The sequence below is a fragment of the Pseudomonas entomophila genome, from assembly GCF_029478665.1.
GTDB classification, from domain to species: domain Bacteria; phylum Pseudomonadota; class Gammaproteobacteria; order Pseudomonadales; family Pseudomonadaceae; genus Aquipseudomonas; species Aquipseudomonas entomophila_F.
Genome location: NZ_JARPQB010000073.1, coordinates 1 through 15,590 on the forward strand (window position 1 = coordinate 1; position 15,590 = coordinate 15,590).

The 15,590-nt window shown below is 58.4% G+C and carries 12 protein-coding genes and 1 tRNA gene; all 13 read right to left on the bottom strand.

The window, feature by feature from the left end; all coding sequences use genetic code 11:
* Positions 1–136, bottom strand: a 136-nt coding sequence (locus tag P5705_RS24860; protein WP_229610192.1) for a GTP-binding protein, incomplete at its 3' end; no start/stop codon positions are given.
* A gap of 31 nt (positions 137–167) precedes the next feature.
* On the bottom strand, positions 168–2,312 hold the full coding sequence (gene fusA, locus P5705_RS24865) for an elongation factor G (protein WP_277463528.1): 2,145 nt from the start codon (positions 2,310–2,312) through the stop codon (positions 168–170).
* 30 nt (positions 2,313–2,342) lie between these two features.
* Entirely contained in the window at positions 2,343–2,813 is a 471-nt protein-coding gene (gene rpsG, locus P5705_RS24870; protein ID WP_003246741.1) for a 30S ribosomal protein S7, read from the bottom strand.
* A 106-nt stretch (positions 2,814–2,919) separates the two neighbouring features.
* On the bottom strand, positions 2,920–3,291 hold the full coding sequence (gene rpsL / locus P5705_RS24875; RefSeq protein WP_003255492.1) for a 30S ribosomal protein S12: 372 nt from the start codon (positions 3,289–3,291) through the stop codon (positions 2,920–2,922).
* Between the two features lie 211 nt (positions 3,292–3,502).
* Complete coding sequence (gene rpoC, locus P5705_RS24880; protein ID WP_277463529.1) at positions 3,503–7,702, bottom strand: DNA-directed RNA polymerase subunit beta'; 4,200 nt, start codon at positions 7,700–7,702, stop codon at positions 3,503–3,505.
* A 63-nt stretch (positions 7,703–7,765) separates the two neighbouring features.
* Complete coding sequence (gene rpoB / locus P5705_RS24885; RefSeq protein ID WP_277463530.1) at positions 7,766–11,839, bottom strand: DNA-directed RNA polymerase subunit beta; 4,074 nt, start codon at positions 11,837–11,839, stop codon at positions 7,766–7,768.
* Between the two features lie 218 nt (positions 11,840–12,057).
* Positions 12,058–12,423: a 50S ribosomal protein L7/L12 gene (rplL, locus tag P5705_RS24890; RefSeq protein WP_277463531.1), complete on the bottom strand. Its 366-nt coding sequence runs from the start codon at positions 12,421–12,423 to the stop codon at positions 12,058–12,060.
* Between the two features lie 78 nt (positions 12,424–12,501).
* Positions 12,502–13,002, bottom strand: coding sequence for a 50S ribosomal protein L10 (gene rplJ, locus P5705_RS24895; protein ID WP_023628748.1), 501 nt, complete (start codon positions 13,000–13,002; stop codon positions 12,502–12,504).
* Positions 13,003–13,199: 197 nt separating this feature from the next.
* On the bottom strand, positions 13,200–13,895 hold the full coding sequence (gene rplA / locus P5705_RS24900) for a 50S ribosomal protein L1 (protein ID WP_277463532.1): 696 nt from the start codon (positions 13,893–13,895) through the stop codon (positions 13,200–13,202).
* Positions 13,895–14,326, bottom strand: coding sequence for a 50S ribosomal protein L11 (rplK, locus tag P5705_RS24905; RefSeq protein ID WP_011531881.1), 432 nt, complete (start codon positions 14,324–14,326; stop codon positions 13,895–13,897). The genes rplA and rplK overlap by 1 nt, the downstream gene beginning before the upstream one ends.
* A 119-nt stretch (positions 14,327–14,445) precedes the next feature.
* Positions 14,446–14,979, bottom strand: coding sequence for a transcription termination/antitermination protein NusG (nusG, locus tag P5705_RS24910; RefSeq protein ID WP_011531880.1), 534 nt, complete (start codon positions 14,977–14,979; stop codon positions 14,446–14,448).
* 9 nt (positions 14,980–14,988) lie between these two features.
* Positions 14,989–15,357, bottom strand: coding sequence for a preprotein translocase subunit SecE (gene secE / locus P5705_RS24915; protein WP_011531879.1), 369 nt, complete (start codon positions 15,355–15,357; stop codon positions 14,989–14,991).
* A gap of 44 nt (positions 15,358–15,401) precedes the next feature.
* A tRNA-Trp gene (locus P5705_RS24920) sits at positions 15,402–15,477 on the bottom strand.
* Positions 15,478–15,590 lie beyond the last annotated feature (113 nt).

Here is a 15,590-nt window from a genome sequence, read left to right on the forward strand (position 1 = left end):
CAACGACGGCCGAACCGAAAACTTCGGAGCAGACGCGAGTCAGAGCTGCGGTCAGAGTGGTCTTACCGTGGTCAACGTGGCCGATGGTGCCGACGTTAACGTGGGGAAGGGAACGATCAAATTTTTCTTTAGCCACGACAGTGAACTCCTAGCCTAAAGGGGCTGAATCAGCCTTGTTTTTTAATGAGAGCTTCGACGATGTTCGACGGAGCTTCAGCGTATTTCGAGAATTCCATGGAGTAGCTTGCGCGACCCTGAGACATGGAACGAACGTCGGTTGCGTAACCAAACATCTCGCCCAGCGGAACCTCAGCGCGGACGACACGGCCAGAGACCGACTCATCCATACCCTGGACCAGACCACGACGACGGTTCAGGTCACCCATCACGTCACCCAGGTAATCTTCCGGGGTTACAACTTCGACCTTCATGATCGGCTCGAGAACCACGCCACCGCCCTTCTGGGCCAGTTGCTTGGTTGCCATCGAAGCAGCGATTTTGAACGCCATTTCGTTGGAGTCGACGTCGTGGTACGAACCGTCGAATACCGTGGCCTTCAGGCCAATCAGAGGATAACCGGCAACAACGCCGTTTTTCATCTGCTCTTCGATACCCTTCTGGATCGGGGCGATGAATTCCTTAGGAATCACACCACCAACGACTTCGTTGGAGAACACCAGACCTTCGGTGATGTTGCCCTTGTCGTCCTGATCCGGCTCCGAGAAACGGATCCAGCAGTGACCGAACTGACCACGACCACCCGACTGACGAACGAACTTGCCTTCGATCTCAACGCCGGACTTGGTGATCTTCTCGCGGTACGAAACCTGCGGCTTACCGATGTTGGCTTCAACGTTGAACTCGCGCTTCATGCGGTCAACGAGGATGTCCAGGTGCAGCTCACCCATACCGGAGATGATGGTCTGGCCGGTTTCTTCGTCGGTCTTGACGCGGAACGACGGGTCTTCCTGGGCCAACTTGCCCAGTGCGATACCCATCTTCTCCTGGTCAGCCTTGGTTTTCGGCTCTACGGAGAGCGAAATAACCGGCTCAGGGAAGTCCATACGCTCAAGAATGATTGGCTTGTCGGCGTTGCACAGGGTTTCGCCCGTGGTCACGTCCTTCATGCCGATCAGTGCCGCGATGTCGCCAGCGCGCACTTCCTTGATCTCTTCACGCTGGTTGGCATGCATCTGCACCATACGACCAACGCGCTCTTTCTTGCCTTTGACCGAGTTGATGACCGAGTCACCAGAGGCCAGAACGCCCGAGTAGACGCGAACGAAGGTCAGAGTACCAACGAACGGGTCAGTCGCGATCTTGAACGCCAGAGCCGAGAACGGCTCGTCGTCGTCAGCGTGACGCACATCTTTACGAACAGCCGGATCTTCTTTGTCCAGCTCCTTGTCGTCCGGGTTGATACCCTGGATTGCAGGGATCTCGGTCGGAGCAGGCAGGTAGTCGATGACGGCATCGAGAACCAGGGGGACGCCCTTGTTCTTGAACGACGAACCGCAGACAGCCGGAACGATCTCGCTGGCCAGGGTGCGCGCGCGCAGGCCTGCCTTGATCTCTTCGACGGTCAGCTCACCTTCTTCAAGGTACTTGTTCATCAGCTCTTCGTTGGCTTCGGCAGCAGCTTCCACCATGTTCGCGCGCCACTCTTCGGCCAGCTCGAGCATGTCCGCAGGAATTTCTTCCTCGCGGTAGGTGGTGCCTTTGTCGTCGTCGTTCCAGTAGATAGCCTTCATCTTGATCAGGTCGACCTGACCCTGGAAGTTATCTTCCGAACCGATGGCCAGCTGAACAGGAACCGGGGTGTGACCCAGACGGTTCTTGATCTGACCTACGACGCGCAGGAAGTTGGCACCGGCACGGTCCATCTTGTTCACGTAGACAACACGTGGAACGCCGTACTTGTTGGCCTGACGCCATACGGTTTCGGACTGCGGCTCAACGCCGGAGGTACCGCAGAACACAACGACCGCGCCGTCGAGTACACGCAGCGAACGCTCTACTTCAATGGTGAAGTCAACGTGGCCGGGGGTATCGATGACGTTTACGCGGTAGTTGTCGTACTGACCACGGGAGCCCTGCCAGAAGGTGGTAACGGCAGCGGAGGTAATGGTGATACCGCGCTCCTGCTCCTGCACCATCCAGTCGGTGGTCGCGGCGCCGTCGTGCACCTCGCCCATCTTGTGGCTCAGACCTGTGTAGAACAGGATCCGCTCGGTAGTGGTAGTCTTGCCCGCATCAACGTGCGCGCAGATACCAATGTTACGGTAGCGGTTAATTGCTGTAGTACGAGCCATAAAGCCCTCGCAAAATGATTGATGCTTGAATTAGAAGCGGTAGTGCGAGAACGCTTTGTTGGCTTCAGCCATACGGTGAACGTCTTCACGCTTCTTGACTGCAGCACCCTTGCCTTCAGCAGCATCCAGCAGCTCGCCAGCCAGGCGCAGAGCCATCGACTTCTCGCCGCGCTTGCGGGCGTAGTCTACGAGCCAGCGCATTGCCAGAGCGTTACGACGGGATGGACGAACTTCAACCGGGACCTGGTAAGTGGCACCGCCGACACGGCGGGACTTTACTTCGACCAGCGGAGCGATGGCGTCGAGAGCTTTCTCGAAGATTTCCAGGGGGTCGCTGTTCTTGCGTGCTTTGACGGTATCCAGGGCACCGTAAACGATGCGCTCGGCTACGGCCTTCTTGCCGCTTTCCATCACGTGGTTCATGAACTTGGCGAGGATCTGGGATCCGTACTTCGGATCGTCAAGAATCTCACGTTTTGCTGCTACACGACGTCTTGGCATGATAAGCCCTCAAACGGTCTTCAGGTTAGCCCGGGACCAGGTCTTTCGACCCACGCCCGACCTTACTCTTATCGACTCAAAAAAATGGATGTCTGCAAACGACCGATTACTTCGGACGCTTGGTACCGTACTTCGAACGACCCTGGTTACGGCCTTTGACGCCCGAAGTATCCAGAGAGCCGCGAACGGTGTGGTAACGAACACCTGGCAAGTCTTTTACACGGCCGCCACGGATCAGGACGACGCTGTGCTCTTGCAGGTTGTGGCCTTCACCACCGATGTACGAGGAAACCTCGAAACCGTTGGTCAGACGCACACGGCATACTTTACGCAGTGCCGAGTTAGGTTTTTTCGGCGTGGTGGTGTACACGCGGGTGCACACGCCACGACGCTGCGGGCAGTTCTGCAGCGCAGGAACGTCGGACTTCTCGACCGAACGCTTACGCGGCTGACGTACCAGCTGGTTGATAGTTGCCATCTACTAGCTCCACTGATTGTCTTGCGACTCTATTGTCTTGCAAGAAAGCCAAAAATTGGCGAGACGGAGCCTCACCAAATTTAAGGGTACAAAAGTCTAAAGAGGATCTTGCACCCAGTCAAGACGAGGCCCCGGCCCTCCCCGCCCGATCATCGGCAACAATTCATGTCGCCGATGGTCTTGCGAGGGGTGCCGGGGCCCAGCCCTGTACTTAGTTACCGCTCGAGTTCAGCGCTTCGGTCAGTGCGGCTTCCACCTCACTGGCGCTCACACGCAGCGGTTTGTCGGCATCACGGCGACGCTTGCGCTCGCTGTGGTAGGCCAGACCGGTACCGGCCGGGATCAGACGACCCACGACCACGTTCTCTTTCAGGCCGCGCAGGTAATCGCGCTTGCCGGTTACCGCCGCTTCGGTCAGTACGCGGGTGGTTTCCTGGAAGGAAGCCGCCGAGATGAACGATTCGGTGGACAGCGAGGCCTTGGTGATACCCAGCAGCACACGGGTGAATTTCGAGATGAACTTGTCTTCGCCGGCGAGACGCTCGTTCTCGACCAGTACGTGAGTCAGTTCCATCTGGTCGCCCTTGATGAAGCTGGAGTCACCCGACTCGGCGATCTCGACCTTGCGCAGCATCTGACGCAGGATGGTCTCGATGTGCTTGTCGTTGATCTTAACGCCTTGCAGGCGGTAAACGTCCTGGATCTCGTTGACGATGTACTTCGCCAGCGCGCTCACACCCAGCAGACGCAGGATGTCATGCGGATCGCTCGGGCCGTCGGAGATAACTTCGCCGCGGTTTACCTGTTCGCCTTCGAAGACGTTCAGGTGGCGCCACTTCGGAATCAGCTCTTCGTACGGATCACTACCGTCGGTCGGAGTGATGACCAGACGACGCTTGCCCTTGGTCTCTTTACCGAACGCGATGGTGCCGCTGACTTCAGCCAGGATCGAGGCTTCTTTCGGGCGACGCGCTTCGAACAAGTCGGCAACGCGTGGCAGACCACCGGTGATGTCGCGGGTTTTCGACGTTTCTTGCGGGATACGCGCAATAACGTCACCGACGCCGATCTGGGCACCGTCAGCCACACCGACGAGGGCGTTGGCCGGCAGGAAGTACTGGGCCGGTACGTCGGTACCAGGCAGGTACAGGTCCTTGCCATTGGCGTCGACCATCTTGATCGCCGGACGGATTTCCTTGCCAGCGGCAGGGCGATCCTTGACGTCCATCACCTCAATGTTGGTCAGGCCGGTCAGTTCGTCGGTCTGGCGCTTGATGGTGATGTTTTCTTCCATGCCCACGAAGGTCACGGTACCTTTCAGTTCGGTAACGATCGGGTGGGTGTGCGGGTCCCACTTGGCGACGATGGCGCCAGCTTCGACCTTCTCACCTTCCTTGACCGAAATCACCGCACCGTAAGGCAGCTTGTAGCGCTCACGCTCACGGCCGAATTCGTCGGCAATGGCCAGCTCGCCGGAACGCGATACGGCAACCAGGTTGCCATCGGCGCGCACGACCTGCTTCAGGTTGTGCAGACGCACCATACCGCCGTTCTTCACCTGGACGCTGTCGGCAGCCGAGGTACGGCTTGCAGCACCACCGATGTGGAACGTACGCATGGTCAGCTGGGTACCCGGCTCACCGATCGACTGTGCAGCGATAACGCCGACAGCTTCACCGATGTTCACCTGGTGACCGCGAGCCAGGTCGCGACCGTAGCACTTGGCGCAGATGCCGTAGCGGGTTTCGCAGTTGATCGGCGAACGCACGATCACTTCGTCGATGCTGTTCAGCTCGATGAACTCGACCCACTGCTCGTCGACCAGGGTACCAGCCGGAACGATGACGTCCTCGGTGCCTGGCTTGAACACGTCACGGGCGATGACACGACCCAGTACACGCTCACCCAGCGGCTCGACAACGTCGCCGCCTTCGATGTGCGGGGTCATCAGCAGGCCCTGTTCGGTGCCGCAGTCGATCTCGGTCACGACCAGATCCTGGGCAACGTCCACCAGACGGCGAGTCAGGTAACCGGAGTTCGCGGTCTTCAACGCGGTATCCGCCAGACCCTTACGAGCACCGTGGGTCGAGATGAAGTACTGCAGTACGCTCAGACCTTCACGGAAGTTCGCGGTGATCGGCGTCTCGATGATCGAGCCGTCCGGCTTGGCCATCAGGCCACGCATACCGGCCAGCTGACGGATCTGGGCCGCGGAACCACGAGCACCGGAGTCGGCCATCATGTACATCGAGTTGAAGGACTCTTGCTCGACTTCGTCGCCATTGCGGTCGATGACCTTCTCTTTCGAGAGGTTGGCCATCATCGCCTTGGAAACTTCGTCGTTCGCCTTGGACCACAAGTCGATGACCTTGTTGTACTTCTCGCCCTGGGTTACCAGGCCGGAGGCGTACTGGCTCTCGATTTCCTTCACTTCGTCGGTAGCGGTACCGATGATGCGGGCTTTCTCGTCCGGGATAACGAAGTCGTTAACACCGATCGAAACGCCGGAAATGGTCGAGTAGGCAAAACCGGTGTACATCAACTGGTCGGCGAAGATCACGGTCTCTTTCAGACCAACCACGCGGTAGCACTGGTTGATCAGCTTGGAGATCGCCTTTTTCTTCATCGGCTGGTTGACCACGTCGTACGGCAGGCCTGCCGGTACAACCTGGAACAGCAGCGCGCGGCCGACAGTGGTGTCGACGATGCGGGTGTTCTTGGTGATGCTGCCGTCACGGTCTTTCACGGTCTCGTTGATACGGACCTTGATTTTCGCGTGCAGGGCGGCCTCGCCGGCGCGGAATACGCGGTCGACTTCCTGCAGGTCGGCGAACACGCGACCTTCGCCCTTGGCGTTGATGGCTTCACGGGTCATGTAGTACAGACCCAGTACAACGTCCTGCGACGGAACGATGATTGGCTCACCGTTGGCTGGCGACAGGATGTTGTTGGTCGACATCATCAGCGCGCGCGCTTCCAGCTGGGCTTCCAGCGTCAGCGGCACGTGAACGGCCATCTGGTCACCGTCGAAGTCGGCGTTGTACGCGGCACAGACCAGCGGGTGCAGCTGGATGGCCTTACCTTCGATCAGAACCGGCTCGAATGCCTGGATACCCAGACGGTGCAGGGTCGGTGCACGGTTGAGCAGCACGGGGTGTTCGCGGATCACCTCGGCGAGCACGTCCCAAACCTCTGGCAGTTCGCGCTCGACCATCTTCTTGGCAGCCTTGATGGTGGTCGCCAGACCACGCATTTCCAGCTTGCCGAAAATGAACGGCTTGAACAGCTCGAGGGCCATCTTCTTCGGCAGACCGCACTGGTGCAGACGCAGGGTCGGGCCCACGGTAATTACCGAACGGCCGGAGTAGTCCACGCGCTTACCGAGCAAGTTCTGACGGAAGCGACCTTGCTTACCTTTGATCATGTCGGCCAGGGACTTCAGCGGACGCTTGTTCGAGCCAGTGATGGCGCGACCGCGACGGCCGTTGTCGAGCAGGGCGTCTACCGCTTCCTGCAGCATGCGCTTTTCGTTGCGCACGATGATGTCCGGTGCCGACAGATCGAGCAGGCGCTTCAGACGGTTGTTACGGTTGATCACCCGACGATACAGATCGTTCAGGTCGGAGGTCGCGAAGCGGCCGCCATCCAGCGGAACCAGCGGACGCAGGTCCGGCGGCAGCACTGGCAGGACGGTCAGAACCATCCACTCAGGCAGGTTGCCCGAGCCCTGGAAAGCTTCCATCAGCTTCAGGCGCTTGGACAGCTTCTTGATCTTGGTTTCCGAGTTGGTCTGCGGAATCTCTTCGCGCAGGCGGCCGATCTCGTGCTCCAGGTCGATAGCGTGCAGCAGTTCGCGGACAGCCTCGGCACCCATGCGGGCATCGAAGTCGTCACCGAACTCTTCCAGCGCTTCGAAGTACTGCTCGTCGTTCAGCAGCTGACCCTTTTCCAGGGTGGTCATGCCCGGGTCGATAACGACGTAGCTCTCGAAGTAGAGCACGCGCTCGATGTCACGCAGGGTCATATCCATCAGCAGGCCGATACGGGACGGCAGCGACTTCAGGAACCAGATGTGGGCAACCGGCGAGGCCAGCTCGATGTGCGCCATGCGCTCACGACGAACCTTGGCCAGGGCGACTTCAACGCCGCACTTCTCGCAGATCACACCGCGGTGTTTCAGGCGCTTGTACTTACCGCACAGGCACTCGTAGTCCTTGACTGGACCAAAGATCTTGGCGCAGAACAGGCCGTCACGCTCAGGCTTGAACGTACGGTAGTTGATGGTTTCCGGCTTTTTGACTTCACCGAACGACCACGAACGGATCATTTCAGGCGACGCCAGACCGATGCGGATGGCGTCGAACTCTTCGACTTGACCCTGGTTTTTCAGCAAATTCAGTAGGTCTTTCAAGGCCTTTCCTCCTGGCGGAGCAGGGAGCGGGCGTTACCGCCCCACTCCCCTTCGCGTCACGTGTTATTCGGTTTCCAGATCGATATCGATACCGAGCGAACGGATCTCTTTGATCAACACGTTGAAGGACTCGGGCATGCCCGGCTCCATACGGTGATCGCCATCCACGATGTTCTTGTACATCTTGGTACGGCCGTTCACGTCGTCCGACTTCACTGTGAGCATTTCTTGCAGGGTGTATGCCGCGCCGTATGCTTCCAGCGCCCACACTTCCATCTCCCCGAAACGCTGACCACCGAACTGCGCCTTACCACCCAGCGGCTGCTGGGTGACCAGGCTGTAGGAACCAGTGGAACGCGCGTGCATCTTGTCGTCCACCAAGTGGTTCAGCTTGAGCATGTACATGTAACCAACGGTCACAGAACGCTCGAACTTGTTGCCGGTGCGGCCGTCGAACAGCTGCATCTGGCCGCTTTCCGGCAGGTCTGCCAGCTTCAGCATGGCCTTGATCTCACGCTCCTTGGCACCGTCGAAGACTGGAGTGGCCATAGGCACGCCTTTCTTCAGGTTGTTTGCCAGAGCCATGATCTCTTCGTCGGTGAACTCTTCCAGGTTCTCCTGACGACCACCGATCTCGTTGTAGATCTCGGTGAGGAAGGTACGCAGTTCAGCGGCCTTGCGCTGCTCTTCGATCATGCGGTCGATCTTCTCGCCCAGGCCCTTGGCCGCGAGGCCCAGGTGGGTTTCAAGGATCTGACCGACGTTCATACGCGAAGGTACGCCCAGCGGGTTCAGTACGACGTCGACCGGAGTACCGTTTGCGTCGTGCGGCATGTCTTCTACCGGCATGATCACCGAGACGACACCCTTGTTACCGTGACGACCGGCCATCTTGTCACCCGGCTGGATGCGACGGCGGATGGCCAGGTAGACCTTGACGATCTTCAGTACGCCCGGTGCCAGGTCATCGCCCTGCTGCAGCTTGCGCTTCTTGTCTTCGAACTTGTCGTCCAGCAGGCGACGGCGATCGACGATGTACTGTTGAGCCTTTTCCAGCTGCTCGTTCAGTGCATCTTCCGCCATGCGCAGTTTGAACCACTGGCCGTGTTCCAGACCGTTCAGCACGTCGTCAGTGATCACGGTACCTTTCTTCAGGCCCGCGCCACCGTCGACCACCTGGCCGTTCAGGGCTGCACGCAGACGCTCGAAGGTCGCGCCTTCGACGATGCGGAACTCTTCGTTGAGGTCCTTGCGGATCTCGTCCAGCTGCATCTTCTCGATGGCCAGGGCGCGGCTGTCGCGCTCGACGCCATCACGGGTGAAGACCTGTACGTCGATGACGGTGCCCTTGGTACCGGTCGGTACGCGCAGGGAGGTGTCTTTGACGTCGCTGGCCTTCTCGCCGAAGATCGCGCGCAGCAGTTTCTCTTCCGGAGTCAGCTGGGTCTCGCCTTTCGGAGTGACCTTGCCGACCAGGATGTCGCCAGCGCCGACTTCGGCACCCACGTAGACAATACCGGCTTCGTCCAGCTTGTTCAGCGCAGCTTCACCCACGTTCGGGATGTCCGCGGTGATTTCCTCTGGGCCAAGCTTGGTGTCACGCGCCACACAGGTCAGTTCCTGGATGTGGATCGTGGTGAAGCGGTCTTCCTGAACCACACGCTCGGACAGGCAGATGGAGTCTTCGAAGTTGAAGCCGTTCCACGCCATGAACGCGATACGCATGTTCTGACCCAGTGCCAGCTCACCCATGTCGGTGGACGGGCCGTCAGCCATGATGTCGCTGCGCTGAACCTTGTCACCCTTGCTCACCAGCGGACGCTGGTTGATGCAGGTGTTCTGGTTCGAACGGGTGTACTTGGTCAGGTTGTAGATATCCACACCTGCTTCGCCAGTCTCGACTTCGTCGTCATTGACGCGAACGACGATACGGCTGGCGTCGACCGAGTCGATCACACCACCGCGGCGAGCCACCACGCAGACACCGGAGTCACGGGCAACGTTGCGCTCCATGCCGGTACCGACCAGCGGCTTGTCGGCACGCAGGGTTGGTACAGCCTGACGCTGCATGTTCGAACCCATCAACGCACGGTTGGCGTCGTCGTGCTCGAGGAACGGAATCAGCGACGCTGCGACCGAGACTACCTGCTTCGGCGAAACGTCCATCAGGGTGACGTCTTCCGGCGCCTTGACGGTGAATTCGTTCAGGTGACGAACAGCCACCAGCTCGTCGATCAGTTGCTTCTTCTCGTTCATCGCGGCCGAAGCCTGTGCAATGACGTGATCCGCTTCTTCGATCGCCGACAGGAACACGATGTCGTCGCTGACCACACCCTCTTTCACCACGCGGTACGGGCTTTCCAGGAAGCCGTACTGGTTGGTGCGAGCGTAAGCGGCCAGGGAGTTGATCAGACCGATGTTCGGACCTTCCGGCGTTTCGATCGGGCACACGCGGCCGTAGTGGGTCGGGTGTACGTCACGAACTTCGAAGCCAGCACGCTCACGAGTCAGACCGCCAGGGCCGAGTGCGGAGACACGACGCTTGTGGGTGATCTCGGAGAGCGGGTTGTTCTGGTCCATGAACTGCGAGAGCTGGCTCGAGCCGAAGAACTCTTTCACCGCCGCCGCTACCGGCTTGGCGTTGATCAGGTCCTGCGGCATCAGGCCTTCGCTTTCAGCCATCGACAGACGTTCTTTGACCGCGCGCTCGACACGCACCAGGCCAACACGGAACTGGTTCTCGGCCATCTCGCCGACGCAACGGACGCGACGGTTACCCAGGTGGTCGATGTCGTCGACGATGCCTTTGCCGTTACGGATATCGACCAGGGTCTTCAAGACCTCGACGATGTCTTCCTTGCTCAGCACGCCCGAACCTTCGATCTCGGTACGACCGATACGACGGTTGAACTTCATGCGGCCGACGGCGGACAGGTCGTAACGCTCAGCGCTGAAGAACAGGTTGTTGAACAGCGTTTCGGCGGCGTCCTTGGTTGGCGGCTCGCCTGGACGCATCATGCGATAGATCTCGACCAGCGCTTCCAGTTGGTTGCTGGTGGTGTCGATCTTCAGGGTGTCCGAGATGAACGGACCGCAGTCGATGTCGTTGGTGTACAGCGTCTCGATGCGAACGACCTGGGCCTTGGCGATCTTGACCAGCAAGTCGGTGGTCAGCTCGGTGTTGCACTCGGCCAGGATCTCGCCGGTAGCCGGATGCACGATCGCCTTGGCGGTGGTGCGGCCCAGTACGTATTCCAGCGGTACGTCCAGCTCTTTCACGCCAGCTTTTTCCAGCTGGTTGATGTGGCGCGCGGTAATACGGCGCCCCTGCTCGACGATGACCTTGCCGCTTTCATCATGGATGTCCATGACCGCGACTTCACCACGCAGACGCTGCGGCACCAGTTCCAGGCTGAGTTTTTCGCCGGACAGGTGGAACACGTTGGTGGTGTAGAAGGTGTTGAGCACTTCTTCAGTGCTGTAACCCAGAGCTCGCAGCAGTACCGAGGCCGGCAGCTTGCGGCGACGGTCGATACGCACGAACACGCAGTCCTTCGGGTCGAACTCGAAGTCCAGCCAGGAACCGCGGTAAGGGATGATGCGCGCGGAGTACAGCAGCTTGCCGGAGCTGTGGGTCTTGCCACGGTCGTGGTCGAAGAACACACCCGGCGAACGGTGCAGCTGAGATACGATTACACGCTCGGTACCGTTGATAACGAAGGTACCGTTTTCAGTCATCAGGGGGATTTCACCCATGTAGACTTCTTGCTCTTTGATGTCCTTGATCGCTTTGTTCGACGATTCCTTGTCGAAGATGATCAGGCGCACCTTCACCCGCAGCGGGACCGCGAAGGTCACACCGCGCAGGACACATTCCTTCACATCGAAGGCCGGCTCGCCCAGGCGATAGCCGACGTACTCCAGGGCAGCATTGCCGGAGTAGCTGATGATCGGGAATACCGATTTGAAGGCCGCATGCAGACCGACGTCGCGGAACTGATCCTTGGATGCTCCCGCCTGCAGGAATTCGCGATACGAATCCAGCTGGATGGCCAGGAGGTAAGGCACATCCATGACGTCCGGCAACTTGCTAAAGTCCTTGCGGATACGTTTTTTCTCAGTGTATGAGTAAGCCATCAGCATTCCCCAGCTTGGTCACCTGCTTGTTTGGCATCTCCCGGCGGGAGCAGCCAGAAAATCGTGCAAACCCCTTGGTTTGCGCCACCGTTTTGGTGGTTACCACTCGTTATCGGGGCCGACCTGATCGGCCACCAATAACGGAAAAAGGCCGGTGGCATAAGCCACCAGCCATCAGCCCTTCGCTCAACGCTCGGACTGGAGTCGCAAAGTCGAAATTACTTCAGCTCGACTTTGGCGCCTGCTTCTTCCAGCTTCTTCTTAGCGTCTTCAGCGGCTTCTTTCGAAACGCCTTCAGCTACAACCTGAGGAGCGCCATCGACTTTCTCTTTGGCTTCTTTCAGGCCCAGACCGGTCAGTTCGCGAACGGCCTTGATCACGTTCACTTTCTTCTCGCCGGCTTCAACCAGGACAACGTTGAACTCGGTCTGCTCTTCAACAACGGCAGCAGCAGCAGCTGGGCCAGCAGCGGCAACAGCAGCGGTAACGCCGAAGGTTTCTTCCATGGCTTTGATCAGCTCAACAATTTCCAGAACGGTTTTCTGGCCGATTGCTTCGATGATTTGCTCGTTAGTCAGGGACATGACTTAAATCCTGTATTGGGGTGACAGCTTACGCAGCCATCAAATTAAACGAATGATTTTGAAAGAGTTTCGCGTGCCTTAGGCAGCGGTAGCTTCTTTCTGGTCGCGAATGGCTGCCAGAGTACGAGCCAGCTTGCTGGTGGCGCCTTGGATCACGCTCATCAGTTTTGCAATAGCTTCGTCGCGGGTCGGCAGGGTAGCCAACACGTCGATCTGGTTCGCTGCAATGAACTTGCCGTCAAACGCAGCTGCCTTGATCTCGAACTTGTCCTGACCCTTGGCGAATTCTTTGAACAGACGGGCGGCGGCGCCCGGGTGCTCGTTGGAGAACGCGATCAGGGTCGGGCCAGTGAAGGCGTCGTTGAGGACACTGAATTCAGTGTCAGCAACAGCGCGCTTGAGCAGGGTGTTACGTACGACACGTACGTATACGCCAGCTTCACGAGCCTCTTTACGGAGTCCGGTCATTGCGCCTACAGTCACACCACGGGCATCAGCCACGACAGCGGACAGAGCGACTTTGGCAGCCTCGTTGACTTCAGCGACGATGGCCTTCTTGTCTTCGAGTTTAATTGCCACGGGTTTACTCCTGGTTTTTACCGTTTCATCTGGCCGAAGCCGGATGTCGTTTTGGTGTCTGATTCGGTAACGAATCGGGAGCACCATCTGCGTGGGCTGGTATTTTAAGGCTTGCGCCGCCTACGGTCTTGGATAGCCCCCGCCAGGCAGGGACCCCAATTTTTGCTGGCGGCGCGACAGGTCGCGCCGCCATGTTCTTAAACGTCCAGCGAGCTCTGATCGATGATCAGACCTGGGCCCATGGTGGTGCTCAGGGTTACGCGCTTGACGTAGATACCTTTCGAGGAAGCTGGCTTGATACGCTTCAGATCAGCGATCAGGGCTTCAACGTTTTCCTTCAGCTTGCCGGCTTCGAAGCCAATCTTGCCAACGGAGGTGTGAATGATACCGTTCTTGTCGGTACGGTAGCGAACCTGACCAGCCTTGGCGTTTTTCACGGCAGTGGCTACGTCTGGAGTAACGGTACCGACTTTCGGGTTTGGCATCAGGCCGCGAGGACCCAGCACCTGACCCAGCTGGCCCACAACGCGCATGGCATCAGGCGATGCGATGACGACGTCATAGTTCAGGTCGCCGCCTTTCATTTCGGCAGCCAGATCGTCCATGCCTACACGGTCAGCGCCGGCAGCCAGAGCGGCTTCAGCAGCTGGACCCTGGGTGAAGACGGCAACGCGTACGGTCTTGCCAGTGCCGTGTGGCAGCACGGTAGCGCTACGAACGACCTGGTCGGATTTACGCGGATCAACACCGAGGTTAACGGCGATGTCGTAGGATTCCACGAACTTGGCAGCCGGCAGCGAAGCCAGCAGAGCTGCAGCTTCTTCGAAGTTGTAGGCCTTGCCTGCTTCGATTTTCTCGGCGATTGCCTTTTGACGCTTGGTCAGCTTAGCCATTACACACCCTCCACGTTCAGGCCCATGCTGCGGGCAGAGCCAGCGATGGTGCGTACAGCTGCGTCCAGGTCAGCGGCGGTCAGGTCAGCCTGCTTAGCCTTGGCGATATCTTCCAGCTGAGCACGGGTAACGGTACCGACCTTGACGGTGTTCGGGCGAGCCGAACCGCTGGTCAGGCCAGCAGCCTTCTTCAGCAGAACCGAGGCAGGGGTGCTCTTGGTTTCGAAGGTGAAGCTACGGTCACTGTAGACAGTGATGATCACTGGAGTCGGCAGACCTGGCTCTTGACCCTGAGTACGGGCGTTGAAGGCCTTGCAGAATTCCATGATGTTCACACCGTGTTGACCCAGTGCTGGACCAACGGGTGGGCTTGGGTTGGCCTGGCCGGCCTTTACTTGCAGCTTGATGTAAGCCTGAATCTTCTTAGCCATGAGCTACTCCAAAATCGGGTACGAACGCCAGATGGCTCCCCGGATGACTTGCGTTTTATCCCAGTGACGACAAAACCCCGCAGCACATAGGGCTGCGGGGTATGGGATGCTGCGTTCCGCTAGACCTTCTCGACCTGGCTGAACTCGAGCTCCACCGGAGTAGAGCGACCGAAAATGAGCACTGCAACCTGCAGACGGCTCTTCTCGTAGTTGACCTCTTCGACGCTACCGTTGAAGTCAGCGAAGGGACCGTCAATGACGCGAACCACTTCACCCGGCTCGAACAGCGTCTTCGGCTTCGGCTTGTCACTGCCGTCGGCTACGCGACGCAGGATGGCCTCAGCTTCTTTATCAGTGATAGGCGCAGGCTTGTCTGCGGTACCACCAATGAAACCCATGACCCGAGGGGTATCCTTGACAAGGTGCCAAGTCCCTTCGTTCATTTCCATCTGGACCAATACATAGCCAGGGAAGAATTTGCGCTCGCTCTTGCGCTTCTGGCCATTGCGCATTTCGACGACTTCTTCGGTCGGGACCAGGATCTCGCCGAACTCGTCTTCCATGCCAGCCAGCTTGACACGCTCGATCAGGGAGCGCATGACATGCTTCTCGTAACCCGAGTAAGCATGAACAACATACCAACGCTTAGCCACGAGACACCCTTAGCCAACGATCAAGGAGACCAACCAGCCGAGCAGGGAATCGAGCCCCCACAGCAGCAGCGCCATAACCAGAACTACAGCCACGACAATCAGCGTGGTCTGAGTGGTTTCTTGGCGAGTTGGCCACACGACTTTACGAATCTCGGTACGAGCTTCCTTCGCCAGCGCAAAGAACGACTTGCCTTTGGCGGTCTGCAAGGCAACGAAGCCAGCGACTGCAGCCAAGGCGAGCAGGACGAGTACGCGATACAGGATCGGAGAGGCGGAGTAATACTGATTACCCACAACGCCTACGACTACCAATGCAACAACAGCGAGCCACTTGAACAGATCAAAACGCGATTCTTGGGCTTCAGTTTTGGGAGTCATCGAGGAGGATCCTGTGAGAAGAAAGCCAATCACACCGAGGTGAATGGCAGGTCAGGAGGGAATCGAACCCCCAACCTACGGTTTTGGAGACCGTCGCTCTGCCAATTGAGCTACTGACCTATAACGCTGTATCAGGCCGGCCATTATACCGGCCTGATCATTTAAATCAACTACTTATTCAATAATTTTTGCTACGACGCCGGCGCCGACGGTACGACCGCCTTCACGGATGG

Coding starts and splice junctions, on each gene's coding strand:
- fusA (WP_277463528.1), bottom strand. CDS start 2,312: ATGGCTCGTACTACAGCAATTAACCGCTACCGTAACATTGGTATCTGC.
- rpsG (WP_003246741.1), bottom strand. CDS start 2,813: ATGCCAAGACGTCGTGTAGCAGCAAAACGTGAGATTCTTGACGATCCG.
- rpsL (WP_003255492.1), bottom strand. CDS start 3,291: ATGGCAACTATCAACCAGCTGGTACGTCAGCCGCGTAAGCGTTCGGTC.
- rpoB (WP_277463530.1), bottom strand. CDS start 11,839: ATGGCTTACTCATACACTGAGAAAAAACGTATCCGCAAGGACTTTAGC.
- rplL (WP_277463531.1), bottom strand. CDS start 12,423: ATGTCCCTGACTAACGAGCAAATCATCGAAGCAATCGGCCAGAAAACC.
- rplA (WP_277463532.1), bottom strand. CDS start 13,895: ATGGCTAAGCTGACCAAGCGTCAAAAGGCAATCGCCGAGAAAATCGAA.
- rplK (WP_011531881.1), bottom strand. CDS start 14,326: ATGGCTAAGAAGATTCAGGCTTACATCAAGCTGCAAGTAAAGGCCGGC.
- secE (WP_011531879.1), bottom strand. CDS start 15,357: ATGACTCCCAAAACTGAAGCCCAAGAATCGCGTTTTGATCTGTTCAAG.